Source organism: Myceligenerans xiligouense, from assembly GCF_003814695.1.
Lineage (GTDB): Bacteria > Actinomycetota > Actinomycetes > Actinomycetales > Cellulomonadaceae > Myceligenerans > Myceligenerans xiligouense.
In genome coordinates, this window is the sequence record NZ_RKQZ01000001.1 from 3,528,484 (window position 1) to 3,551,242 (window position 22,759).

The 22,759-nt window shown below is 71.0% G+C and carries 25 protein-coding genes and 1 other RNA gene; 6 read left to right on the forward strand and 20 right to left on the reverse strand.

The window, feature by feature from the left end; genetic code table 11:
- Positions 1-71 precede the first annotated feature (71 nt).
- The 16 genes from ssrA to EDD34_RS21425 form a co-directional block, all read right to left on the reverse strand.
- Positions 72-440: a transfer-messenger RNA gene (gene ssrA / locus EDD34_RS15355) on the reverse strand.
- Positions 441-591: 151 nt separating this feature from the next.
- Entirely contained in the window at positions 592-909 is a 318-nt protein-coding gene (locus EDD34_RS15360) for an Rdx family protein (RefSeq protein WP_123815344.1), read from the reverse strand.
- A 2-nt stretch (positions 910-911) separates the two neighbouring features.
- A complete protein-coding gene (smpB, locus tag EDD34_RS15365; protein WP_123815345.1) occupies positions 912-1,409 on the reverse strand; it encodes an SsrA-binding protein SmpB in 498 nt (165 codons plus the stop codon).
- 137 nt (positions 1,410-1,546) lie between these two features.
- A complete protein-coding gene (locus tag EDD34_RS15370) occupies positions 1,547-2,884 on the reverse strand; it encodes a peptidoglycan DD-metalloendopeptidase family protein (RefSeq protein WP_246012481.1) in 1,338 nt (445 codons plus the stop codon).
- A gap of 2 nt (positions 2,885-2,886) precedes the next feature.
- On the reverse strand, positions 2,887-3,798 hold the full coding sequence (ftsX, locus tag EDD34_RS15375; protein ID WP_123815347.1) for a permease-like cell division protein FtsX: 912 nt from the start codon (positions 3,796-3,798) through the stop codon (positions 2,887-2,889).
- 3 nt (positions 3,799-3,801) lie between these two features.
- Positions 3,802-4,614, reverse strand: a complete 813-nt coding sequence (ftsE, locus tag EDD34_RS15380) for a cell division ATP-binding protein FtsE (protein WP_123815348.1) — start codon at positions 4,612-4,614, stop codon at positions 3,802-3,804.
- A gap of 211 nt (positions 4,615-4,825) precedes the next feature.
- Entirely contained in the window at positions 4,826-5,941 is a 1,116-nt protein-coding gene (gene prfB, locus EDD34_RS15385) for a peptide chain release factor 2 (protein ID WP_123815349.1), read from the reverse strand.
- Positions 5,942-6,011: 70 nt separating this feature from the next.
- Complete coding sequence (locus EDD34_RS15390) at positions 6,012-6,488, reverse strand: hypothetical protein (RefSeq protein ID WP_123815350.1); 477 nt, start codon at positions 6,486-6,488, stop codon at positions 6,012-6,014.
- Positions 6,485-6,886: a pilus assembly protein gene (locus tag EDD34_RS15395; RefSeq protein ID WP_246012483.1), complete on the reverse strand. Its 402-nt coding sequence runs from the start codon at positions 6,884-6,886 to the stop codon at positions 6,485-6,487. The genes EDD34_RS15390 and EDD34_RS15395 overlap by 4 nt, the downstream gene beginning before the upstream one ends.
- Positions 6,887-6,936: 50 nt before the next feature.
- Complete coding sequence (locus EDD34_RS15400) at positions 6,937-7,314, reverse strand: TadE/TadG family type IV pilus assembly protein (RefSeq protein WP_123815352.1); 378 nt, start codon at positions 7,312-7,314, stop codon at positions 6,937-6,939.
- Complete coding sequence (locus EDD34_RS15405; RefSeq protein ID WP_123815353.1) at positions 7,311-7,502, reverse strand: hypothetical protein; 192 nt, start codon at positions 7,500-7,502, stop codon at positions 7,311-7,313. Before EDD34_RS15405 ends, EDD34_RS15400 begins: the two co-directional genes overlap by 4 nt.
- Before the next feature lie 33 nt (positions 7,503-7,535).
- Positions 7,536-8,471, reverse strand: a complete 936-nt coding sequence (locus EDD34_RS15410) for a type II secretion system F family protein (RefSeq protein WP_123815354.1) — start codon at positions 8,469-8,471, stop codon at positions 7,536-7,538.
- A complete protein-coding gene (locus EDD34_RS15415; protein ID WP_123815355.1) occupies positions 8,468-9,322 on the reverse strand; it encodes a type II secretion system F family protein in 855 nt (284 codons plus the stop codon). The genes EDD34_RS15410 and EDD34_RS15415 overlap by 4 nt, the downstream gene beginning before the upstream one ends.
- The gene (locus tag EDD34_RS15420) at positions 9,322-10,662 is read right to left on the reverse strand and encodes a TadA family conjugal transfer-associated ATPase (protein ID WP_246012486.1); all 1,341 of its coding nucleotides are present in this window, start codon (positions 10,660-10,662) and stop codon (positions 9,322-9,324) included. The genes EDD34_RS15415 and EDD34_RS15420 overlap by 1 nt, the downstream gene beginning before the upstream one ends.
- A 502-nt stretch (positions 10,663-11,164) precedes the next feature.
- On the reverse strand, positions 11,165-11,533 hold the full coding sequence (locus tag EDD34_RS15425) for an XRE family transcriptional regulator (protein WP_170177098.1): 369 nt from the start codon (positions 11,531-11,533) through the stop codon (positions 11,165-11,167).
- Between the two features lie 2 nt (positions 11,534-11,535).
- Positions 11,536-11,661 (reverse strand): hypothetical protein, encoded by a 126-nt coding sequence (locus EDD34_RS21425; RefSeq protein ID WP_281277767.1) that lies wholly within the window; start codon positions 11,659-11,661, stop codon positions 11,536-11,538.
- Between the two features lie 157 nt (positions 11,662-11,818).
- Between EDD34_RS21425 and EDD34_RS20745 the strand changes: the two genes are divergently transcribed.
- Both EDD34_RS20745 and EDD34_RS15430 read left to right on the forward strand, forming a co-directional pair.
- Complete coding sequence (locus tag EDD34_RS20745; RefSeq protein ID WP_170176913.1) at positions 11,819-12,262, forward strand: hypothetical protein; 444 nt, start codon at positions 11,819-11,821, stop codon at positions 12,260-12,262.
- A 37-nt stretch (positions 12,263-12,299) separates the two neighbouring features.
- Entirely contained in the window at positions 12,300-13,172 is an 873-nt protein-coding gene (locus EDD34_RS15430) for a YrhB domain-containing protein (protein ID WP_170177099.1), read from the forward strand.
- A gap of 48 nt (positions 13,173-13,220) precedes the next feature.
- On the opposite strand, the gene EDD34_RS15435 is transcribed toward EDD34_RS15430, so the two are convergent.
- The gene (locus EDD34_RS15435; protein ID WP_246012488.1) at positions 13,221-13,736 is read right to left on the reverse strand and encodes a hypothetical protein; all 516 of its coding nucleotides are present in this window, start codon (positions 13,734-13,736) and stop codon (positions 13,221-13,223) included.
- Between the two features lie 134 nt (positions 13,737-13,870).
- On the reverse strand, positions 13,871-14,848 hold the full coding sequence (locus EDD34_RS15440) for a CPBP family intramembrane glutamic endopeptidase (RefSeq protein WP_123815360.1): 978 nt from the start codon (positions 14,846-14,848) through the stop codon (positions 13,871-13,873).
- Between the two features lie 125 nt (positions 14,849-14,973).
- On the opposite strand from EDD34_RS15440, the gene EDD34_RS15445 reads away from it, so the two are divergent.
- A complete protein-coding gene (locus tag EDD34_RS15445; protein WP_281277768.1) occupies positions 14,974-15,570 on the forward strand; it encodes a TetR/AcrR family transcriptional regulator in 597 nt (198 codons plus the stop codon).
- Between the two features lie 302 nt (positions 15,571-15,872).
- Entirely contained in the window at positions 15,873-17,090 is a 1,218-nt protein-coding gene (locus tag EDD34_RS15450) for a pyridoxal phosphate-dependent aminotransferase (protein WP_123815362.1), read from the forward strand.
- A 73-nt stretch (positions 17,091-17,163) separates the two neighbouring features.
- Here EDD34_RS15450 and EDD34_RS15455 read toward each other — a convergent pair whose 3' ends face one another.
- Together EDD34_RS15455 and EDD34_RS15460 are read right to left on the reverse strand one after the other, a co-directional pair.
- Positions 17,164-18,624, reverse strand: a complete 1,461-nt coding sequence (locus EDD34_RS15455; RefSeq protein ID WP_170177100.1) for an LCP family protein — start codon at positions 18,622-18,624, stop codon at positions 17,164-17,166.
- Positions 18,625-18,730: 106 nt separating this feature from the next.
- Positions 18,731-19,987 carry a multidrug effflux MFS transporter gene (locus EDD34_RS15460; protein ID WP_246012490.1) on the reverse strand — a complete coding sequence of 419 codons (1,257 nt, stop codon included), beginning with the start codon at positions 19,985-19,987 and terminating at the stop codon, positions 18,731-18,733.
- 145 nt (positions 19,988-20,132) lie between these two features.
- Between EDD34_RS15460 and EDD34_RS15465 the strand changes: the two genes are divergently transcribed.
- Together EDD34_RS15465 and EDD34_RS15470 are read left to right on the forward strand one after the other, a co-directional pair.
- Positions 20,133-20,882 carry an SOS response-associated peptidase gene (locus tag EDD34_RS15465; RefSeq protein WP_123815364.1) on the forward strand — a complete coding sequence of 250 codons (750 nt, stop codon included), beginning with the start codon at positions 20,133-20,135 and terminating at the stop codon, positions 20,880-20,882.
- 129 nt (positions 20,883-21,011) lie between these two features.
- On the forward strand, positions 21,012-22,718 hold the full coding sequence (locus EDD34_RS15470; RefSeq protein WP_123815365.1) for a DUF885 domain-containing protein: 1,707 nt from the start codon (positions 21,012-21,014) through the stop codon (positions 22,716-22,718).
- The last annotated feature ends 41 nt before the right edge of the window (positions 22,719-22,759 follow it).

Sequence of the window (22,759 nt, forward strand, 5' to 3'; positions counted from 1 at the left end):
GGGCTCCGCCCCCACAGGACATGACGAGAGCGAAGCGGTCTGGCCCAGCCAGACGCACTTCGCCCTCGCACTCGTGGAGCTGCCGGGAATCGAACCCGGGTCCGGTGTCACTTTTCGAGGACTTCTCCGGGCGCAGTCTGCTATGGATTTTCTCGGCCCCCGTGCTTGCGCAGACACATTCACGGACGGGCTCAGTCACCTAGAAGTCCCTGTGGTCCCGATGACGTGGACCACAAGCAGTGGCTCTCAAGATGACGCCGGTGACCGAGGTGAGAGCACCCTCGGACCGACGGACTTCAGGCTCGCCTCAGGCGGCGAGGGCGAAGTCGTTGCGCGTGTTATCGGCAACTATTGGTTTACAGACATCGTTAACGAGATAAGTCTGCATCCTCGGCCCGCTTCCCCTCGAAGCACGACCACCGTCGAAACCGATCAGCCCCATGTTGAGTTGTCAACGCCCCGCCGAGGCCCGTGGACTCCGGCGAGGTACTCAGTCTAGTGGGTCAACACGGTGGTCCGTCACCTTATTTCCCGGCGCCGCCACGATCGCCGTCGTCCACGAACGACCAGGTGGAGGGCGCGGGCCTCACGTCAGGCTTCGGCCGCGCGGTCCGCGTGCCCGAGGGACATCTCCGGGGCCACGAGGTCACGCACCCGGCGCTTGAGCTCCGCGATGTCCGGGAAGCCGCCGTCGCGCTTGCGGTTCCAGACGGTGACGGGCGCGTCGTCGTCGGACGCCTGCACCTGGACCCGGAAGACGCCGGCCTCCAGGTCCTTCGCCGCGGGCCGCAGCGCGACCTCGCCGACCTCCGACTCGAACGTCTGCAGCAACTCCCCGGCGTACCACTGCGCCCGCAGCAGCCACCTGCAGCGGACGCAGTACGTGATGACGACACGCGAGTCAGGCATGTCTAGCTCAGCTTCTCCCGGTGGCGCATGGCGCGCAGCGCCTCGCGGTTGTCCTGCTTCTCCCGCAGCGCCTGGCGCTTGTCGTACTCCTTCTTGCCGCGGGCGAGCGCGATCTCGACCTTGGCCCGGCCGTCGAGGAAGTACAGCGACAACGGGACCACGGTGTGGCCCTTCTCGTGGGCCTTGGCCTGCAGGCGCAGGATCTCGTCCTTGTGCAGCAGCAGCTTGCGCTTGCGGCGGGGCGAGTGGTTGTTCCACGTGCCCTGGAAGTACTCCGGGATGTGCACGCCCTCCAGCCACGCCTCGCCGCGGTCCACGTGCACGTAGCCGTCCACGAGGGACGCACGCCCCATGCGCAGCGCCTTGACCTCGGTGCCCCACAGCACCAGACCCGCCTCGAAGACGTCCTCGATCACGTAGTCGTGGCGCGCCTTCTTGTTGTTCGCCACGATCTTGCGCGGGTCCTCGGGCTTCTGCTTCTTCTTGGCGCCCTTCGCCATGGTCTCCCTCCACGTCCATCGCGTCGGTGCCCGTCCGGGTCCGTGCGCGACGATCCAGGATACGCGCCCGGACGCCCACCGTCCGGTGATTAAGGGCCGCCCGACATCGGACCGACCACGCCGGCCGCGCGCCGGACTCAGAGGTAGGACATCGGATCCACCGTGGACCCGTTGACGTACACCTCGAAGTGCAGGTGGCAGGCCGTCGACGTGCCCGTGGTGCCCGAGTACCCGACCACCTGGCCGCGCGTCACCCGCTGCCCCGGGGAGACCGCCCAGCTCGTGAGGTGGTTGTAGCTCGACATGAGGCTGTTGCCGCTGCTCGTGTAGCCGTGGTCGACGAGCACCTGGTTCCCCAGACCCTGGATCGTGCGCGCGTACACCACCGTCCCGGAGTTCGCCGCGAGGATCGGCGTGCCGCAGTAGGCGCGGAAGTCCGTGCCGGCATGCAGGCGCCAGTAGTTCAGCACCGGGTGGTACCGCATCCCGTAGGGCGAGGTGACCACGGGGTTCGCCGTCGGCCACGACAGGTACGACGCCGTACCGGTCGACCCTCCGGACGATCCGCCGCCACCGGTCCCGCCGCTGTCACGTCCGCTGCGGCTGGCGGCGCGCTGCCGGTCGCGCTCCTGCTGCTCGGCGATGAGCTCCTTGAGGTCGGCCTCGATCGAGCTGATCGCCTGCTCCGTCTGCTCCAGCGACCGGGTCGCGGCCGCCTTGCGCCGCTCGATGCGGTTCGTGAGGCTCCGCTGCTCAGCGACGAGGTTCTCGATCTCGGCCTTCTTGGCCGCGGCCTCCTCCTGGACCCTCTTCTTGTGCTCGACGTTCTCGTCGGCGAGCTTCTTGAGCAGCGCGACCGTCTCACGGATCGCGGTGAGACGGGCCTTCATGTTGCGCGCCTGTGCCGCGGAGTCCTGCAGCTCGGCCAGCGCCCGCGCCTGGCTCCGGGCCGCGGATGAGGAGACCGCGTACCCGTCGAGGAACTCCTCGGTGGTCTGCGCGCCGGTGACCAGGCCGAGCGCCGTCGTCGTGCCCGAAGAACGGAAGTCCTCCCGCGCCATCTGCACGATGTCCTCGCGAGCGGTGTCCGCCTTGCCGGCGTCGTCGGCGATCTGCCGCACGATCCGGGCCTCCTCCGACTGCGCGTCCGTGAGGCGCTGCGCGAGGATCGCCGCCTCCCGTTCGGCCTGCTCGAGGCCGGCCTCGGCCTGCGCCAGGTCGGCCTCGGCGATCGGCAGACGCGCCTCGACCTGGTTGAGCTCGAGGGCGGCCGCGGCGAGCTTCTCGTCGGTGTGCTCGAGGCTGCTCTCGAGCTCCTCGCGTTCGCGCTGCTTGGCGTCGGCCTGGGCCTCGGCGGCGGCGCGCTGGTCGTCGAGGTCGTCCGCCGCGGCGGGGACGACGGCGGTCGCGCCGCCCAGGGCGAGAAGGAGCGCGAAAGCCACCGGGACGACTCGTGCAGTGGTTCGGTGCGGCATCATCAGATCCTCGTGTACCGGTTGAGAGTGACGACAGAGCTGACCGCCGCGAGCGCCACCGCCACGAGGACGAGGAACGGCGCGACGGCGAGCACGTCGCCGGAATCGACGTAGGCCACCCAGTCGACGGAGCGTTCGAGCCAGTCGGAGACCAGGAAACGCACGGCGAGCCAGAGGCCGAGACAGGCGAGCAGCGCGCCGGTGACGGCGGCGATCGCCCCCTCCAGGAGGAACGGGAGCTGGACGAACAGGTTGGACGCCCCGACGAGCCGCATGATCTCGGTCTCCTTGCGGCGCGAGACGGCGGACAGCCGGATGGTGGTGGTGATGAGGAGCACGGCGGCCAGGAGCATCACGCCCGCGAGGCCCGCGGCGAGGAGTGTCGCCACGTTGAGGGTGCGGAAGAGGGGTTCGAAGACGGCGCGCTGGTCCTCGACGAGTTCGACGCCGTCCCGTCCGGTGAGCACGTCGCTGACCACCGCGAACTGCCCGGGGTCGGCGAGCTCGAGGCGCAGGGAGGCCTGCATGTCGTCCTCGGTGAGCTGGGTGCCCTGGTAGCCGTTCGGGTAGCGCTCGGTGAAAGCCTCGAAGGCGTCGGCCTTGGTCTCGACGTGGACGGCCTCGACCTCGTCGGCGAGCTCGGTGTCGATGACGGCGCGGACGGCGTCGACCTGCTCGTCGGTGGCCTCACCGGTGGCGCAGGTGGGCATCAGCGACGTGGTGGGGCAGAGGAAGACGGAGACCTGGACGAGGTCGTACCAGTCGTCCTTCAGCTTGCCGATCTGGGTCTGCAGGAGCGCGGCGGCTCCGACGAAGGTGAGGGACACGAACGTCACGAGGATGACGGCGACCACCATGGTGGTGTTGCGGCGCAGCCCCGCGGCCACCTCGCCGGCGACGAACTGGAATCGCACGTCTCAGGCCTCCCCGCGGGTGAATGCCCGTGCCCGCTGCTGGCCGGGCCGGGGTATCGCGGTCAGCCGGCGGACGTTGCCCGGGGGTGTGTCAAGCACCGCGGAACGCCCCAGGTCCGGGAGGATCGACTCGCGCTCGCCGTAGACGCCGGACGCCTCGTCGCGCACCACGACGCCGTCGGACAGCTCGACGACGCGGCGGCGCATCTCGTTGACGATCTCGTCGTCGTGCGTAGCCATGACCACGGTGGTGCCGGTGCTGTTGATGCGGTCCAGCAGGCGCATGATGCCGAGGCTCGTGGTGGGGTCGAGGTTGCCGGTGGGTTCGTCGGCCAGGAGGATCTGCGGCCGGTTGACGATGGCGCGCGCGATGGCGGCGCGCTGCTGCTCGCCGCCCGACAGCTCGGTCGGCAGGCGCTTCTCCTTGCCGGTCAGCCCGACCATGTCGAGGATCTCGGGCACGGTGTCGCGGACCGCGGTGCGGGGCTTGCCGATCACCTTGAGCGCGAAGGCGACGTTCTCGTAGACCGTCTTGTTCTGCAGCAGCCGGAAGTCCTGGAAGACGACGCCGAGCTCGCGGCGGAGCTTGGGCACGCGCCAGGCGGAGAGCCGGGCGACGTCGCGGCCCGCCACGTAGATGCCGCCGCGGGTGGGACGGTGCTCGCGCAGGACGAGGGACAGGAAGGTCGATTTCCCGGAGCCCGAGGCGCCGACCAGGAAGACGAACTCGCCGCGCTGCACATCGACCGAGACGTCCTCGAGGGCGGGCCGCGCACCGCGCGTGTAGACCTTCGACACGTTCTCGAACCTAATCACGTGCACTCCCCACGGATGGCGTCGGCTCCGGACCTGCCCGGAAGTCCCTGAGCATCACCAAGGGTGATAGCTCACCTGTGAGGCTAAGGGTGATTTTGCCGACGCACACGGCGAGACACGCCGGTGGCCCGTTTCGTGCCGCGGCTCCCGCGGACGGTTTCAGGGGAAGATCTGGAATGTCACGACAAGGCGCCGAAGGGGCGCGACGGCGTCAGGAGCTGGGGGCCTGCTGGTTGCGGCGCCAGCGGATGCCGGCCTCGATGAAGTCGTCGATGGCCCCGTCGAAGATCGCCTGCGTGTTGCCCTGCTCGTGCTCGGTGCGCAGGTCCTTGACCATCTGGTACGGCTGCAGCACGTACGAGCGCATCTGGTCGCCCCAGCTCGCCTTGATGTCGCCGGCGAGTTCCTTCTTCTTCGCGGCTTCCTCCTGTCGCCGCAGCAGGAGCAGCCGGGACTGAAGCACGCGGTACGCGGCGGCGCGGTTCTGGATCTGCGACTTCTCGTTCTGCATCGCGACCACGACACCCGTCGGGATGTGCGTCATGCGCACCGCGGAGTCCGTGGTGTTCACCGACTGGCCGCCAGGCCCGGAGGACCGGTACACGTCGATCTTGAGCTCGGACTCCGGGATCTCGATGTGGTCGGTCTGCTCGATGAGCGGGACCACCTCGACCGCGGCGAACGACGTCTGCCGGCGCCCCTGGTTGTCGAACGGGGAGATCCGCACGAGCCGGTGCGTGCCGGCCTCGACGGACAGCGTCCCGAACGCGTACGGCACGTTGACCTCGAACGTCGCCGACTTCAGGCCCGCCTCTTCCGCGTACGACGTGTCGCCCACCTTGGTGGGATAGCCGTGCCGCTCGGCCCAGCGCAGGTACATGCGCAGCAGCATCTCGGCGAAGTCCGCGGCGTCCACGCCCCCGGCCCCCGCCCGGATCGTGACGACGGCTTCCCGCGCGTCGTACTCGCCGTTGAGCAAGGTGCGCACCTCGAGCGAGTCCAGGTCCTTGCGGATCGCGGCGATCTCGGTCTCCGCCTCCCGGAAGGAGTCCTCGTCGTCCATCTCCTCCCCGAGCTCGACCAGGGCCTCGACGTCGTCGATCCGCGCCCCGAGCTTCTTCACCCGGTCCAGCTCGGCCTGCACCGCCGACAGCGCGGACGTCACCTTCTGCCCGGTCTCCGGGTCGTCCCAGAGGTCAGGCGCCGACGCCTGCTCGGACAGCTCGGCGATCTTGCCGCGCAGCACGCTCGGGTCACTGACCGCCTCGATGGACTCGAGGGTGCCGCGCAGGCCCTTGATCTCGGACGGGAAGTCGATGGTTGCCACGAGTATCCAGCCTACCCGCCCGGCCCGTCGGCTCGGCGCGGGACCGGAGCTCCTGTGGACGGGGCGCCGCTCACCACGCCCTCGCCGTCGACGTCGCGGTCACCACGATCGGCGTCGTCGCGTCGGTGAACCAGCCCAGCAGGGGTGGCCGGCTCGGCGACGCGAGGGCGACACGGGCCGACCGGCCGTCGGGCGACGTCGCCGAGACGACGGTGAGTCCGTCGGGCGCCGCACCCGGATGCTCGGCGAGATACCGGTCGACGGCGGCCGCCACGCCCCGGTCGTCGAGCACCAGCGTTCCCGCGCCGGGCGCTCCGGCAGGCGCCGGCTCGCCCGTGTAGAGGCGGTGCTCGTCGACGGCCTGCGCGGCGTCCGTGGCGAGCATGTCGGCCAGGTCGGCGAGGTGCTTGCGGTCGAGGTGGACCGCCGTCGCCGAGGCGACGACGCCGACCAGGGCCGCCGCGAACATCACGAACGCCGCGGTCAGCAGCCAGATGCGGCCGCTCTCCGGGGCGTCGGGCGGGTGCGTGCGGTCCGGCGGGCTCACGGCCGCACCGCCGCGTAGCGGTCCACGGTGCCCACGTGCGCCGCGTCCACGCGCACCACGGTGGGGACGCGCGAACCGAAGGTCCTGGGCACGAGCGGCAACGGCACGGCGACGTGGACGACGGCGGCCACGTCCCCGCCCGGGGTCAGGCAGACCGCGTGCCCGCACTCGAGGTCGAGGGACGCCGCGTCCTCCGGCAGGTCCTGATCTCGCAGCGCGATGCGCACGGCGGCCTCGGCCCGCGCCGCACCCTGACCCGCGGACTCGGCGGTCACCACCGCCCGCACGGCCTCCCGCGCGGCGGTCTCGGCGGCGAACGTCCCGGCCTGGACGCGCCCCACCACGGCGACGAGGTAGACCAGCGGCACCAGAAGCGCCACGGCGAGCAAGACCTCCACGACCGCCGAACCGGCCTCACGCCCCGTCGTCCGTGGCTGGTGAGCCGCCGTCACGGTTCCTCCAGCGCATGTCCCTGAACGGTGACGGCCGCCGCCGGTCCCAGCAGGCCGATCACCGGGAGCGGCGTGGTGACCTCCACCTCGATCACGCTCAACCCGTCCAGCCTGGTCGCGCGGGCCGTCACGTCGCGGGCGTACGAGCCGTTCAACGACTCGGCGAGCAGCTCCCGTGTGCGGGCGGCCCCGTCTGCCGGCCCGCGGTCCGCCCGCGCCGCGACGCGGGCACCCTCGGCGGCCGCGTCGATCGCCAGGGCACGCACGTGCACGGCGAGCGTCACCTGCACGACGGCGAGCAGCAGCGCGAGGACGAACCCGGTCACGACCACGGCCTCGGCGACGGCGGACCCGCGCTCGCCACGCGAGGTCACCCGTTTCCCGTCACGGAGGTGATCGCCTGGCGGAACGCGTTCTCCAGCAGCGGCCCCGCCACGGCCCACAGGGCGACCACCAGACCGGCGGACATCAGCGTGATCAGAACCCACCCGGGAACGTCACCCCGCTCGGGGTCGCGGGCACGGCCCCCGAACCACGGCACGCGGTCGGCTTTCGGCAGCATCGAGCATCCCTTCATCGGTTGTCTCTTCGGGCGTCAGAACCCCACCCGCAGGGCGGCGAGGCTGGGAAACACGGCGAACATGACGGTCACCGGCAGGATCAGGAAGACGACGGGGACGAGCATCGCGATCTCGCGGCGCCCGCCCGACTCCATGAGGGCACGCCGACCCGCCTCGCGGACGTCCTGGGCCTGCGCCTGGAGCACTCCGGCCAGTGGTGTCCCGCGTTCCAGCGCGACGGCCACCGCGTCGGCGAACCGGCTCAGCGGCACGCAGCCGGTGCGCGCGGACATCGCGGTGAGAGCGTCCGGCACGGTGGCCCCGGCGCGGACGGCCCAGGCGACGCGCGTCAGCTCGCGGGACAGCTCCCCGGTGGTACCGCGGGCGACGCGGTCCAGGGCGGCGGCGGGCCCCTCTCCGGCGGCGACGGCCAGTGCGAGCAGGTCGGCGACGGCCGGGAACTCGGCGAGCATCCGTTCCTCGCGGCGTCGCACCGTCCAGGTCAGCGCCTGGTCGCAGGCCACGTAGCCCACTGCCCCGCCGAGCACGACGAGCGCACCGAGCACGGCGCCCGGGGCCGGCCTCGTCCACGCGAGCACGATCGCGGCACCGAGACCGCCCGCGAGCCCGAGCACGGTCCAGGCGAGCTGGCGCGCCCGGAAGTGCTCCACCGTCTCGCCCACCCCCGCCCGGTCGAGGCGGCGGAGCAGCGCGTCGGCCGGTGAGCCGAGACGCTCCAGCCGCGCGGCGATCTCGGGCAGGGCCACCAGGGCGACAAGGAGGCCGAACGGCCCGGTGCGGCCACGGCCGCCGTCGTGCAGCAGCGCCGAGGTCGACGGGCGGGGGCGGAGGTACGGTGCGAGCCGCTCGGCCAGACTCGGTCGGCGTGCCCGCACCGCCGCCCACAGGAGCCACAGCCCGGCCCCGAGACCGAGCCCGGCCACGCCGCCCCACGCCGCCCACGCGTTCATCGGAGCACCCGAGCCTCGGCCGGGAGCCGCCCCACCCGCAGCATCACACGGTACGCGGCGAGCGAGCATCCGGCGCCCGCGATCAGCACCGCGGCCCCCGCCGGCGTGTCGTACGCCCCGACGGCGCCGGGGCGGGTCGCGAGCAGTGCGAGCACCAGCCACGGCCCGGCGACGGCGACGCGCGCGCCGTTGACGGTCCAGCTCTGCCGCGCCTCGAGCTCGCCGCGGGTGCGCAGGTCCTCTCGCAGGAACCCGGACAGCGTGCGCAGCAGCCGGCCGAGGTCCCGCCCGCCGACGTCGTGCGTGATCCGCAGCGCCTCGACGATCCGGTCGGCCACCGGGTCGGCGAGCCGGTCCTTGAGCGCGGTGAGGCTGTCGCCGAACCGGCCGGACGCCCGGAAGTCGCGGGCGAACTGGGCGAACGGCTCGCGCAGCGCGACGGGCCCGCGTTCCGCGAGCTGGGCCACGGCCTCCGGAAGCGACAGTCCTGCCCGCACACCGGACGCCAGGTGGTCGACCACGTCCGGCCACACGGCGCGCAGCGAGCGAGACCGGGAGCGCGCCCGTGCCCGCAGTGCGGCGCGGGGCCCCAGCGCCGCGAGCGCCGCGAAGCAGAGGGCGACCGCCGGTGACCTGGTGGCCGCGAGCACGACGATGCCCGCGGCCAGCGCGGCCGTTCCCGTCGCGCCGTGGAGCGCCGCGGGCGAGGCGTCCGGGAGGCCCGCCTGGCTGAGCAGCTCGCGGGCACGGGCGGTGCGGACTCCGGGTGGCCGGTCGGACGGCCGTTCCCACCAGGACCACCACAGGCACCAGACGCCCGCGCCGAGGAGCAGGCCGGCGACGACGCCCATCAGGCGCGCGCCGCGACGGTCCAGGGCGACTCGGCGCGCGGCCGGGTACCCGGCTGGGCAGGAGTGGCGCGCGTGCCGGCCTCCGGCCACGTCGCGCGCCCGGACCCCGCCGGCTCCGCCCTCCCGGTGCCGTGGCCGGCGAGCACGGCGTGCACGTCGATGCCGGCGTCGGCGAACCGTCGCAGGTGGGGCGGCATCCCGTCGGCGCGGCGCAGGCCCTGGTCGTCGCGCCGGAAGAGTGTCGCGGTCTCGACGACGCCGTCCTCGACCCGGCCGGTGACGGCGAGGATCTCGCGCACCACCCGGTGGCCCCGCTCGATGGCCAGGTGCACCACGAGGTCGATGGCGGCCGCGACGGTGGGCACGACGAACCGGTCGGTGACGTTCTCTCCCGCGAGCAGGGGCAGGGTCGTCATCTTCACGACGGCCTCGCGTGCCGAGCTCGCGTGCACGGTGCACATTCCCGGGATGCCGGAGTTCAGGGCGACGAGCAGGTCGAACGCCTCCGCCTCGCGGACCTCCCCGATGACGATGCGGTCGGGCCGCATCCGCAGCGCCTCCTTGACGAGCCGCCGCAGCGGGATCTCGCCGGTGCCCTCCAGGGATGCCTGGCGGCACTGCATCGCCACCTGGTCGCGGACCGGGAGCCGCAGCTCCCAGACCTCTTCGCACGAGACGACGCGCTCGTGCGCCGGGATGGATCCGGCGAGCGCGTTGAGCATGGTGGTCTTCCCGGCCTGCGTGGCTCCGGCGACGAGCACGTTCAGCCCGGCCCGTACCGCGGCGCCGAGGAACGTGGCCGCCTGCGGGGTGAGGGAGCCGAGCCGGACCAGCTCGTCGAGTCCGGAGGCCCGCACCACGTGCTTGCGGATGTTGACGCTGAGGTGCTTGCGGGTGACGCCTGGAAGCACGGCGTGCAGTCGCTCTCCCCCGGGAAGGCACGCGTCCACGAAGGGGCTGCTCAGGTCGAGCCGCCGCCCGGTGGACTTGAGCATCCGCTCCACCAGGTCCCCCACCTGCTCGGCGCTGAGCATCGTGGTGGTCAGCTCGCTCTTCCCGCCCCGGGCGACGAACACCTGACTCGGTGAATTAACCCAAATCTCCTCGACGTTCGGATCGTCTATATACGATTGCAGGGGACCCAGGCCGCCGATGGCGGCATGGACCTCTTGTGCGGCACGTCCGGCATCCGCAAGCGGTGCAACGACGCCCCGTGCAGCTCGGTTCTCGTAATCCGCTACGGCCTCACTCACCAGGTCGCCAAAAGCATCGGGCTCCGCGACCGGGTCGACGCCGCGCCGGCGCACGAGTTCCCGCACCTCGCGCTCAAGCAAGACCACCCCGCCCGCTCGCGACGCATCCCGGTCCTGGACAGCGACGCCTACGTCGCCGGCATCGGCCCAAGCCTCCGGGCGCATTCCCGTTCCTTCCACCGCAGCGGGCATGGCCCTCCCCGAACTCGTGACGGTGATTCCCCTGCTGGCAATCCCCCTGCGGATCGCCACCGACCACGACTGTAGGAGGAACGATCCGGATCCGCGCGCCACAGCAGGGAAGCCTGTGGACAACTCCTTGAGCCGGTTCTTCGGTGAGGACTTCGACGTGTCGCGAGGTGGCCGTGACCAAGGTCGTCGCCGACGACGCCACGTTCACCGCCAGCCAGCCACGATGGATCGCCGAGGTCTTGGAGGCTCACGTCTCGCACACGTTCGCGTTCGATACCAAGGTCCCGGAAACCACGACGATCACCCCGCCAGATTCACCGCGTCGTCGAGGTCCAGCCGGAGACCGTCACCCTCGACGCCGACATGACGAGCGCCCGGGTGACGGCAGGCGCTTGATTCAGCTGGCGAGCTGAGAGACACGCTGGTGGGAGACGCCCAAGAGGGAAGCCACGTCGCGGGCGGTGAGGTGCTCGGCGTCCCTCAGTCGGGTGACGGCCAGGCGCATCGCCGCCGAGGCATCTTCCTGTGCCTGGCGGGCCGCTTGCGCGGCTTTGAGGGCTCGGGCTACGACGGCGGCGGCTTCCTCGTTCAGGACCGGGTTGACGGTGACGTCGATGTCGGCCGGGTCGGTCTCCAGCATCAGCGCGACAGCATCGGCGGCCATGGCCGCAGCCTGGTCCAGCCGCTTCACCCGGGTGTGCACTCCACGCACCTCGGGCACCTCGATGGCCCACCAGTCACCCGACCGGTGAGCGGTTGCCGTCACCTTCATGAGTCTGCCGCCCTGTCCTTCTGGATCGCCTTGGCCGTGAACTCGTTGACCTCGTTGTGACGGGGAACGATCGTGGACAGATTGCCGATCCGCACCTTGGTGTGGTTCCCGCCCTCGATCACGACCAGTTCCTCGCCGCGCTCCTTGGCTGCGGTCTTCAGCTCTTCAGGATGTCTCTACGCTTCACCAGGCTAAGGCTAGAGCCCTTGCGGAATCAAGGCAAGAGGGGTTGCGAATATGCTGCCTCCTATCGACGGTACTCGCCGCTACGGTGGGCACGTGCTCGTCCTGTCCTGTCAGTCCGACGCGCCATGGCTTCCCCCTGGCGGCCGCGCCGACGTCGTCGTCCACGAACCCCATGACCCGGCGCCCGGCCCGGTCGGGTTGGTGCGGCTGCTGGTCACCGACCCGGGCGACCGTGTCTTCTGCACGCCCCGTACCGGTGACAGACCGGGCTGGGACCTACCCACCGCCCCCGTGCCCGACGGCGACCCGCAGACTGCCGTCGACCACGACAGCGCCACGGTGCTCACCACCGAGCTGAACGTCGCATGGGGTTTGTGGCTGGATGACGTCGACCGTGACCAGGACCGGATCACGAGGTCGGCGACGGACGCCCTGGTGCTCGGCATGGACAGCCCTGCTCTGCGCGAGCTGGCCGGGCTCACGCCGGATGTGGTGTGGCCGGATGTCGACCTGCTCGTCCGGCAGGCCGCGACCTGACCCGGTTCATGCCCAACCGCAGTCGCGAGAAGACAACATGAGCTCCGCAGGCAACCCGGACCAGGACGCGATCGACGGCATCTCCCAACCCTGCACGTCCAAGAGTGGCGCGCGGGAGAAAGCCGAGGCCTACCTCGACGGCTGGCGGCAACGCGGGCACAGCGACATCCTCGTCGACCGGGTCGAGGAGCACTCCCGCGCATGGATCGCGTACTACACCACCCGGCGCTACCTGCAGACCGGGGACTTCACGGACCTACCGATCGGTGCGTCCCCGATCGTTGTGGACAAGGGGACCGGCGAGGTCCATGTGTACGGTTCGGCTCCGGACGAGTACGCGAAGTTCCTCACCTGGTGCGACAACGCCCTGGACCACCTGCACCGGACGAACGCACCCCTGCGCGATCTGCTCCACGGGATCACGCCGCACCAGCTCATGGGCGCCGAACTCCCCGACGATGCGGAGCGCATGCTGCGCCGCGGCTGGATGATCGGGGACCGAAGCCAGCTCTTCCTTGCGCCGGGACCACGGACCACCGCTACCCCCACGGCAACCTCGATCAGAGAACAGGAATACGAGCACAACGACGTCTACCTGCCGCTGGACGACCTGGACCAGACCTACCCACGGGCCTACACCCTTGACGCACTGCGCCGAGGCTTCACGTTCGCAGCGCGAGCCGTTCGCAGTGCGCCGGTCCCCATCAGGACACGGCTGTCAGCGATGATCTCGATGTTCGTCAACGACGAGGGCGATGACTTCCACCTCCAAGGCTCACGCGTCCGGTTCTTCACCGACCGTGGCACCGGGCTCGAGTGGCTCGACGATCTCGAAGGGTTCCAGCACGAGGCCATCGCAGTGGTCGACCGTGAAGGTCTGGAAGCACTCGACCGCGCCGGGCGCGACTGACTACGCGCCGCCACCGCATCACTCCGCGGCACTCGACCAGCGGGAGTCCTACGTGGCGGCCCCGCTGTCGAGCAGCCGGTGGTAGCGCATCCGCAGGGCACGTTCGGTCGCCGCGGCCACGGCACCGAAACCGAGGGCGACGTTGAGCCAGACAGGCAGATGGAGCGGCGATCGGAAGGTGCCGACGGTCTCCGCGATCGGCGGGATCTCCGAGATCGGCTCTGCGACCTGGAGAAGGTTGAGACCGATGCCGATGATCAGCATGACGACGGCGACGAGCCCGACGAGTGCGCTCGCGGTCGGATGCTCCCGAGCGAACCGCATGCGACGCCCCTCGGCCGATCTCGGGTCGGGCACGAGCCGGCGTTCGGTCCCGTCGTCGGCGATGTAGTGGCAACGACGCATGCCGGCCTGGCTGACGCGAACCTCGATGTGCCCTCCCTCGACGGGAAACCTCGCGGGGAGCTTGGACTCCAGCCGCAGATGCCCGTCGAGGTACAGCCGTGCCCGGACGACGCCGTCGCGAGAGTCGCCGGCGTGCTTGACCTCCACCGTGTGAACCACGGGGCGACCCTGCACGGGCACGGTGATCGACATCAGGGAACGACTGATCATCTGCCACCATCGGAATGGCTTGAGAGGGCGTCCGTCGGCAGGCTTCGCGCGCTTCGCCCACCGTCGTTCGTTCCACGTCGAGTTCATGCTCGCACCCAGCTCGTTGCCGTTTCCTGCGCCGCGGACCGCTCGGCTCGGGCCGTGCGTGCCGGACCGCTCCCCCGTGTCATCCACCAGATGACCGCGGTGGCGACGACGAGCGCCGCGCTGGGGATCAAGTTCACGAACGATCCGACAGCGGCCGCGCGGGATGCGAGCTGTCCGAGCACATCGATGTGCAGCATCGTGGCGAGAAGCAGAGTCAGGTTGTAGAGGCCGTGCAGCACGACCGCGGCTTCGAGCCCGCCCGTTCGCCACGTGATGATCGCCATCGTTCCGAACAGGACGAAGTACGACGTCAGCAGGTAGGGATCGAGAGTTCCGTGGGCGAGAGAGAAGACGACGGTCGTCACGACGATGCCGAGCACGAGACCGACTCGGGCGCTGCGGGTCCATCCACCCACGACGCGGAACATCAATCCGCGGAAGCCGTACTCCTCTCCCGCCGCGGCGAGCGGGGTGACGAGGAGGCCCGCGAGAAACATGGCGACGAGGTCCGGGGCCGTCCACGAGACCATCGTGCCGTCCTGGAGGAGGAATGGGATGCTCATCGCGATCAGGACGAGCGGCCCGAAGACGACCAGGGACTTGCCGAAGACGCTGAAACGGAAGCGCCCGATGACGGAGTGCAACGAGCCGGGTGACACCCCATACAGCAGCCGCTGCAGCAGCATCGAGTACGGGATGAGGACCACGAGTGAGAGAGAGCCGGCGATGTGGCGAAGCGGGGTGAACTCCTCGGTCCGCCCGAGCACCTCGACGTCGATGACCTTGGACAGCTCCGTGAAGCTGACTCCGAAGCCGATCATGCCCGCAAGAAGAAGCGCGATCGCGAGGAGGCCGCGCATGATGCGCCGTTTCTCGCCCGCGAGGACGCGGTGATACTCGACCCCCGCCGGGACCCCTTCGAGCTGCGCGGACTGGTCCCCGCGCAGGAACCAACGTCGCTCGGTCTCCATCATGCTGACACTCCTCGGTGTGATTCACGCTCGCCGGCGTTCCCGGCGGGCCAACGCACTGTTACGCTGTACTAGAACGAGGGCGACAGTATCACAGCGTGATAGTCGATGAAGGGAATGCGATTCGAGTGGGTGGATCCAGGGCGGGCGACACGAGGTCCAAGATCCTCATCGCTGCGGCGACGATGCTCGGCGAGGACCCGCATGCGCGACTCAGCGTTCGCGCGGTCGCGGCGCGCGCGGGAGTGAGTACGGGATCCCTCCGGCACTTCTTCCCGACGCAGCGGGAGTTGATCGACACGGTCGTCGAAGGCCTGCAGACGCTCGACCTCCCGGAGGATCCCATGCGGGACACCTCGCTCAGCCCGGCCGAGCGGCTCGAAGCATGCCTGCAACTTCTGCTGTCGGCGGTGGGAACGGGCGAGAAGGCACGCCAGAACTGGACCTCTCTTCACGATGCCTACGTCGCGTCGCCGGTCCCCGAGGATTCGGCACATGTCTTCTCCGCGCTGGAACGGCTCTCCGTCGACCGGATCGAACGATGGCTCGCCGCACTGCGCGATGAGGGGGTGCTCCCGCCCGGCGAACTCGAGCAGCGGGCACGGTTCCTGCTGACGGTGGTGAACGGCCTGTCGTTCGAGCGTGCGTTTCCTGGCGCGCACTCGCGCGTCGGCTTCGAAAGACACACGCTCAGGACCGCCGTGGCCGGCGTACTCGCCTCATGAGATCCAGGACGGCAGCCGGCGCGGCGCGGACCGCGTAGTCCGCGTCCCGTTCCATGCCTGTGGATAACTCTTCGCAGGGTTGACCACCCCGATGGCCGCCATTTCCCCGCCCTGTGGACGACACGCCAGGCGCGGCACCGGAGTTATCCACAGATCCACAAGGTTTTCCACATATACCCAGGTAAAGCGGGTTGTCGGTGGCCGTCCCCGCTGAACCACCGGTGGACGAGCGGTGGACGGACGCCGGCCGGACACACCGCGGACCGGTTCCCGGCACCGCCCCTCGCGGTTAAGGTCGGCCCATGACCAACGTCGGCCCTCCCGGTCCCTGGCAGTCCGTCGCCCGCTCCATCGGCCTCATGTCCGCCGACGGGACGGTCGCCGCCACGATCTTCGCCGAGATGTCCGCCCTCGCGGCGCGCACGGGCGCCGTCAACCTCGGCCAGGGCTTCCCCGACGTCGACGGACCGCAGGCCGCCAAGGACGCCGCGATCGCCGCCATCCGCGACGGGCGCAACCAGTACGCCCCCGGCGACGGCGTCCCCGAGCTGCGCCGCGCCATCGCCGACCACCAGCGCCGCCACTACGGGCTCGACCTCGACCCGGACTCGGAGGTGCTGGTCTCCACGGGCGCCACCGAGGGGATCGCCGCCTCCGTCCTCGCACTCGCGGGCCCCGGTGACGAGGTGCTCACGCTCGAGCCGTTCTACGACGTCCACGCCGCGTGCATCGCGCTGTCCGGCGCCACGCACGTGACGGCGCCGCTCGTCCCCCGCGACGGCACGTTCCGGCTCGACGTCGCGGCCCTGCGCGCGGCGGCCTCCCCGCGCACCCGCATGATCGTGATCAACACGCCGCACAACCCCACCGGCGCGGTCCTGACACCCGCCGAGCTGGAGGCGGTCGCCGCCGTCGCGCGCGAGCACGACGCCGTCGTCGTCACCGACGAGGTCTACGAGCACCTCGTGTACGACGGCGCACGCCATGTCCCCGTCGCCACCCTGCCGGGCATGCGGGACCGCACCCTGACGGTCTCCTCGTCCGGCAAGACCTTCTCCCTGACCGGCTGGAAGATCGGCTGGGTGTCCGGACCGGCCGACCTGATCACGGCCGTCCGCACCGTCAAGCAGTTCCTCACGTTCAGCTCGGGCGCGCCGTTCCAGCCCGCGATCGCCGAGGTGCTGGCCGACGACGCCACACCGCGCGCCCTCGCCGCGTCCCTGTCCGAGCGCCGCGACCTGGTCTGCGAGGGCCTCACGGCCGCCGGGTTCGACGTCTCGGTCCCCGCCGGCACCTACTTCGTCTCCGCCGACGCGTCCGGCCTCGGGTTCGACGACGGGATCGAGCTCTGCCGCCGCCTCCCCGAGCTCGCGGGCGTGGTCGCCGTCCCGGTCGCGGCGTTCTGCACGCCCGGCTCGCCGACGTCCCGGGCCCTGGGGAGCTGGGTCCGGTTCACCTACGTCAAGCAGCGCGAGGTGCTGGAGGAGGGCGTCCGCCGGCTCGTCACGGCGTTCGGCTGAGAACCGGGAGGTCGCCGGCACTCACCGGTGCCCTCTCGGGGGCGGCGGGCCATGTCGTGAGCGGACGGCCGCGTCAGGCGCAGGTGCCCGTCGGCTGGCTCGGTTCCGGGTCCGGGGTCTGCTCGCCCTCGGTTCCGGTGGCTCCACCACCTGCCGTGCCGTCGTCGGTGCCGCCTCCACCCGGCGTGCCGTCGCTCGTCGAGCCTCCCCCGTCGGAGGTTCCGCCGTCCGACGAGCCGGCACCGCCGCCGCCCGTGCCGGTCTGCCCGCCGCCGTCACCGCCGGAACCGTTCTCACCGCCGGAGCCGTTCCCGCCCGTGCCGTCGGCCGGTGCCGTGCCATCGCCCCCACCCGACGTCTCCTCGCTCGCGAGCGCCGGCAGATTCTCCGGCGCGACGTCGTTCGCCAGGTCGGCCCAGACCTGGTCCGCCTCGTAGGTCCACTCGACACGGTTGGGATCCTGCGTCCAGGGCTGGTTCGGGATGGTGGTGAACATGATCCGGTTCTTCTGGATGTCCTTGAGGCTGAAGGCCAGCCCCACCAGGTTGCTCGCGTCGCCGAGCTCCGGGTCCGGGTTCACCGACCCGAGCACCGCCTTGGACAGGTTCAGCATCTTCCCCGGGTTGGCCATCGTGTCGGCCGACAGGATCTGGCGCAGGAGCGCGTTGATGAAGCCTTGCTGCCGGTCGATGCGGTCCAGGTCGCTCTGGGTGGTGCCCTCCACGTGGCGCGCGCGGAGGTAGTCGAGGGAGTCCATGCCGTTCAGCGTCTGCTCGCCGGCGGGAAGGTTCACGCCGCCGTACTGCTGCGGGGTCACGATCGGGTAGGGCAGACAGACGCGCACGCCGCCGATGGCGTCGACCACGTCGAGCACGCTGTGCATCTTGACCACGATGTGGTTGGGCATCGGCATGCCGGTGTTGTCCATGATGGTGGTGATGGTGCAGGCGGCACCGTAGGTGAGGTCGTTCTCGCCCTCCCCCGTGAGATAGCCGCCGGCGTTGAACGCGCCGTTGAACTGCCCCAGCCCCAGCGCCGGCGCCATGCTGCCGTCCGGCAGCTCGCACTCGGGGCGGTTCACCATCGAGTCGCGGGGGATCGACACGACGTGGATCCACGACCGGTCCCGGGAGATGTGCACCAGCATGGTGGTGTCGGACCGCATGCCCGTCTCGTTACCGCCGCCGGCGACCGCCACGTTCTCCGCGTCGCGGAAGTCCGTACCCATCACCAGGATGTTCACGGGGACGTCCTTGAAGGGGTCGGACGGGTCCTTCACCTCCTTGCTGGCACCACCCTGCACGATGCCGGACACGTCCGAGACCTCGACCTCCCCCGCGAGCTGGTCCATGACTGTCGCCGCCGCCGCACCGCCCAGCGCGAGGACACCGACGAACGACATCGCCACGATGCGCGGCTTGCGCGACCAGCCCTTGCCCGAGGAATGCCGGTTGGCCGGCCGGTCCGTACGCTTGGGGATCCGATGTGGCGGTATCGACGCGTGCTGCGCGGACGGCCGGTCGGGCTGAGGCATAGGCCGGAGGATAGCGTCACCGCGTTTCATACCTGTTCAGACGCCTGTCAGGAACAAAACGTTGCCCGGCGTGCCGGATCCGTGCCGCCGCGGAACCGCGCGGTTCTCAACGCCGGCGCCGGAACGCCGGCGTCGCGAGTGCCATGACCAGCAGCGCGCCCACCACGGACGCGAACATCACCGACACCATCGCCACGGACCCGCCACCGAGGAACCCGGCGAGCGAGCTGACGATCCCCGCCACCGACGACTGCGCCGCGCCGATCATCGCGGCGGACGTCCCGGCGATCTCACCGTGCCGCGACATCGCGAGCGCCGCGGCGTTCGGCTGGATGAGCGGCGTGGCCGCGAGCGCGAGCCACATGACGACGAGGAGCCCCGCGAGGCCGCCCACACCGAGCAGCACGACGCCGAGCAGCGCCGCCGAGGTCACGGTCTGCGCCACGACGGCGAACCGCATCAGGCGCATCGGGTCGACCCGGCGCACCAGTGCCGCGTTGACCTGTGCGGCGAGCACCAGCCCGACGCCGTTGGCGGCGAACAGCGCGGAGAACTGCCCGTGCGAGAGCCCGAACTCCTGCTGGAACACCACCGGGGAGCTGACGACGTAGCTCATCAGGACGCCGAACGACAGGCCGGGCAGGACCGCCAGGGCGAGGAACTGCCGGTCCCGCAGCAGCGTGGCGTACCCGGCGAACATCCGGCCCGGCCGGGCGGCGGCCCGCTGCTCGGAGCCGTGGGTCTCCGGCATGAACCGCAGCACGATGAGCGCGAGCACCACGCCCATCGCGGCGAGCAGGACGAACACCCAGCGCCACGACGCCTCGGTGAGGATGGCCGCGCCGATGGTCGGGGCGAACATCGGCGCGATGCCGATGACCAGCATGAGGCGGGACAGGACGCGCGCCGCCTCCGCGCCGACGAACCGGTCGCGCACGACGGCCATCGCGGTGGTACCGGCGGCGGCGTTGAAGAATCCCTGCAGCACCCGCAGGGCGATCAGCCAGCTCATGCTGGGGACGACGGCGCACAGCAGCGACGTGACGACGTGCATCGCCAGGCCCACCAGCAGCGGAGCCCGGCGGCCGAACCGGTCCGAGAGCGGCCCGATGACGAGCTGGCCCAGCCCGCCGCCGATGAGCATGGCCGACACCGTGAGCTGCGCCATCGCCTCCGTGGAGCCGAGGTCCGCGGCGACCTGCGGGATGCCCGGCAGGTACATGTCGGTGGTGAACGCGGGCAGCGCGCAGAGCGAGCCGAGCATGACCACCCACAGGGCGACGGTCTTGCCACGGGGACGGCTGGGCGCGATGGGCGCGGTGGGAACGACGACGGGACGAGAAGCGAGTTGCGCGGTGGACACAAGTCTCCTGAAGGCACGACGGGCAGGGGTGGCGACGATGCGGGGACGGTTTCCCCAGTCTATCGAATCGATACGAACGTGTCACGGGTAATCCCCGTCACTCCCCGGCTCCCGCGATGTCAGACAGCCGGAGCACACTGAGGGCATGTGCGGAAGGTTTGCGTCGTTCAGGGACGCCGAGGATCTGGCCGACGAGCTCGCGATCGCCGAGCTCGCCGAGGACGCGCGGCTGCTGGCGCCGTCGTGGAACGTCGCCCCGACCGATCCGGTCCGCATCGTGGTGGAACGCCCCGCGCGGGACACCGGTGAGATCACCCGGTCGATGCGCGTCGCCCGCTGGGGCCTCGTCCCCTCCTGGGCCAAGGACCCGGGGATCGGCGCGCGCATGATCAACGCCCGCAGCGAGTCGCTGCTCGACAAGCCGGCGTTCGCCAAGCCGTTCGCGGCCCGGCGCTGCCTCGTGGTCGCCGACGGGTACTACGAGTGGCGAAAGCTGCCCGACGCCGGCCCGAAGGCGAAGCAGGCCTACTGGATCCGTCCGGCCACCGGCCGCACGGCGGCCTTCGCGGGCCTGTACGAGTTCTGGCGCGACCGGTCCAGGTCCGACGACGACCCTGCCCGCTGGCTGGTCACGACCACCGTCATCACCGGGGCCGCCGCCGGGAAGCTGGAGCTGATCCACGACCGCACCCCGGTGGTCCTGCCACCGGACGCGTGGGACCGCTGGCTCGACCCGGACGTCGGCGCCCAGGAGGCGGAGACCCTCCTGCGAGCGCCCGGAGCGCCGCTGACGACCAGCCCGGTCGGCGCGGCCGTCGGCTCGGTCCGCAACGACGGGCCGGGGCTGATCGATCCGGACCCGGATCCCCGGGACCCGGAGCCCGTGCTCCTCTGACAGTGACGACTCTGACAGTGACGACGGTGCTGGTGGATCCCGCCGGCGGGGCTGACCGCGCGGCCTGGTGGCCCACCCGAACGGGAAAACCTCGGGCGCCCGCCTCCGGGGCGGCAGTACCCTCGCGATGTGACCACACCCTCCCTCACACGAACGCCCACCGCCGTCGACGCCGTCGCCGACGAGCACGTGCGGCGCCTGACCGCGCACAGCCCGGCGACCGCCACGGAGATCGGCGTCCCCGGGCACGACCACCTCATGGACGCGCTGGACCCGGCGTACCACGACGAGGCGGCCGCCTTGAACCGCGCCACCCTCGACGCGCTCGACGCGGTGGACCCCGTGGACGACGTCGACCACGTGACGCTCGCGGCCATGCGCGAGCGGCTGGGCCTGGAACTGGAACTGCACGACGCCGGTGAGGACGTCGCCGATCTGAACAACATCGCCTCGCCGGTGCAGTACCTGCGCGACATCTTCGACATGATGCCGACCGGCTCCGTCGAGGCCTGGGAGAACGTCGCCGGCCGCCTCGGTGCGCTGCCGACGGCGCTCGACGGCTACACCGAGTCGCTCCGCCTCGCGGCCTCCCGCGGCAACGTCGCCGCGATCCGGCAGGTCCGCGAGTGCGTCACGCAGGCTCGTGAGCTGGCGGGCGAGGAGTCGTTCTTCACGTCGTTCGTGCGCGGCAAGGAGGCGGAGTCGGTGCTGGACGACTCGTCGTCGTGCAGCCTGCTGCGGCGCGAGCTGGAGCTGAACGCCACCGGCGCCCGCGAGGCGTACGCGAAGCTCGCCGACTTCCTCGAGTCCGAGCTCGCACCGCAGGCCCCGGAGGCCGACGCCGTGGGCCGTGACCGCTACGCGCTGTTCAGCCGGACGTTCCTGGGTGCCACGGTCGACCTGGAGGAGACGTACGCGTGGGGCGTCGAGGAGCTCGCCCGCGTCGTGGCCGAGCAGGAGGCGGTGGCACGCGAGATCGCGGGCCCCGGCGCGACCGTCGAGGACGCGGTCCGGATGCTCGACGAGGACCCGGCCCGCAAGCTCCTCGGCACCGACGCGCTCAAGGCGTGGATGCAGGAGACCTCGGACGCCGCGATCCGCGACCTGAACGGCACGCACTTCGACATCCCCGAGCCGGTGCTGAACCTGGAGTGCCTGATCGCGCCCACGCAGACCGGCGGCATCTACTACACGCCGCCGAGCGACGACTTCTCGCGGCCCGGACGCATGTGGTGGTCCGTGCCGCAGGGCGTCACCGAGTTCAACACGTGGCGGGAGAAGACGACCGTCTACCACGAGGGCGTCCCGGGTCACCACCTGCAGTGCTCCCAGGCGGTCCACGCCCGCGACACCCTCAACTCGTGGCGACGGCTGGCGTGCTGGGTCTCGGGCCACGGCGAGGGCTGGGCGCTGTACGCGGAACGGCTCATGGCCGACCTCGGCTACCTGGACGACCCGGGTGACCGGCTGGGCATGCTCGACGGCCAGCGCCTGCGCGCCGCCCGCGTCGTCTTCGACATCGGCATGCACCTGGGCCTCAAGGCCCCGGCGGCGTGGGGCGGGAACACCTGGGACGCCGGCACCGCGTGGGAGTTCCTCACGGCGAACGTCAACATGCCCGAGGAGTTCGTCCGCTTCGAGTACCACCGGTACCTGGGCTGGCCGGGTCAGGCGCCGTCGTACAAGGTGGGCCAGCGCCTGTGGGAGCAGACGCGGGACGAGGCGAAGGCCGCCGCGGCCGCACGGGGCGAGGAGTTCGACGCGAAGGCGTTCCACGCCCGCGCGCTGAACCTGGGCTCGGTGGGCCTTGACGTGCTCCGCGAGGCGCTCGGCTGACGCCCCGCGGCGGGCCGTCGGGAGCCGCGGCCTGCCGTCCG

What these genes read in the sequence shown, in the direction of transcription:
- EDD34_RS15360 (WP_123815344.1), bottom strand. Translation starts at nt 909, where the DNA reads ATGCCTGACTCGCGTGTCGTCATCACGTACTGCGTCCGCTGCAGGTGG.
- smpB (WP_123815345.1), bottom strand. Translation starts at nt 1,409, where the DNA reads ATGGCGAAGGGCGCCAAGAAGAAGCAGAAGCCCGAGGACCCGCGCAAG.
- EDD34_RS15370 (WP_246012481.1), bottom strand. Translation starts at nt 2,884, where the DNA reads ATGCCGCACCGAACCACTGCACGAGTCGTCCCGGTGGCTTTCGCGCTC.
- EDD34_RS15405 (WP_123815353.1), bottom strand. Translation starts at nt 7,502, where the DNA reads ATGCTGCCGAAAGCCGACCGCGTGCCGTGGTTCGGGGGCCGTGCCCGC.
- EDD34_RS15410 (WP_123815354.1), bottom strand. Translation starts at nt 8,471, where the DNA reads ATGAACGCGTGGGCGGCGTGGGGCGGCGTGGCCGGGCTCGGTCTCGGG.
- EDD34_RS15415 (WP_123815355.1), bottom strand. Translation starts at nt 9,322, where the DNA reads ATGGGCGTCGTCGCCGGCCTGCTCCTCGGCGCGGGCGTCTGGTGCCTG.
- EDD34_RS15430 (WP_170177099.1), top strand. Translation starts at nt 12,300, where the DNA reads ATGAGCTCCGCAGGCAACCCGGACCAGGACGCGATCGACGGCATCTCC.
- EDD34_RS15440 (WP_123815360.1), bottom strand. Translation starts at nt 14,848, where the DNA reads ATGATGGAGACCGAGCGACGTTGGTTCCTGCGCGGGGACCAGTCCGCG.
- EDD34_RS15450 (WP_123815362.1), top strand. Translation starts at nt 15,873, where the DNA reads ATGACCAACGTCGGCCCTCCCGGTCCCTGGCAGTCCGTCGCCCGCTCC.
- EDD34_RS15455 (WP_170177100.1), bottom strand. Translation starts at nt 18,624, where the DNA reads ATGCCTCAGCCCGACCGGCCGTCCGCGCAGCACGCGTCGATACCGCCA.
- EDD34_RS15465 (WP_123815364.1), top strand. Translation starts at nt 20,133, where the DNA reads ATGTGCGGAAGGTTTGCGTCGTTCAGGGACGCCGAGGATCTGGCCGAC.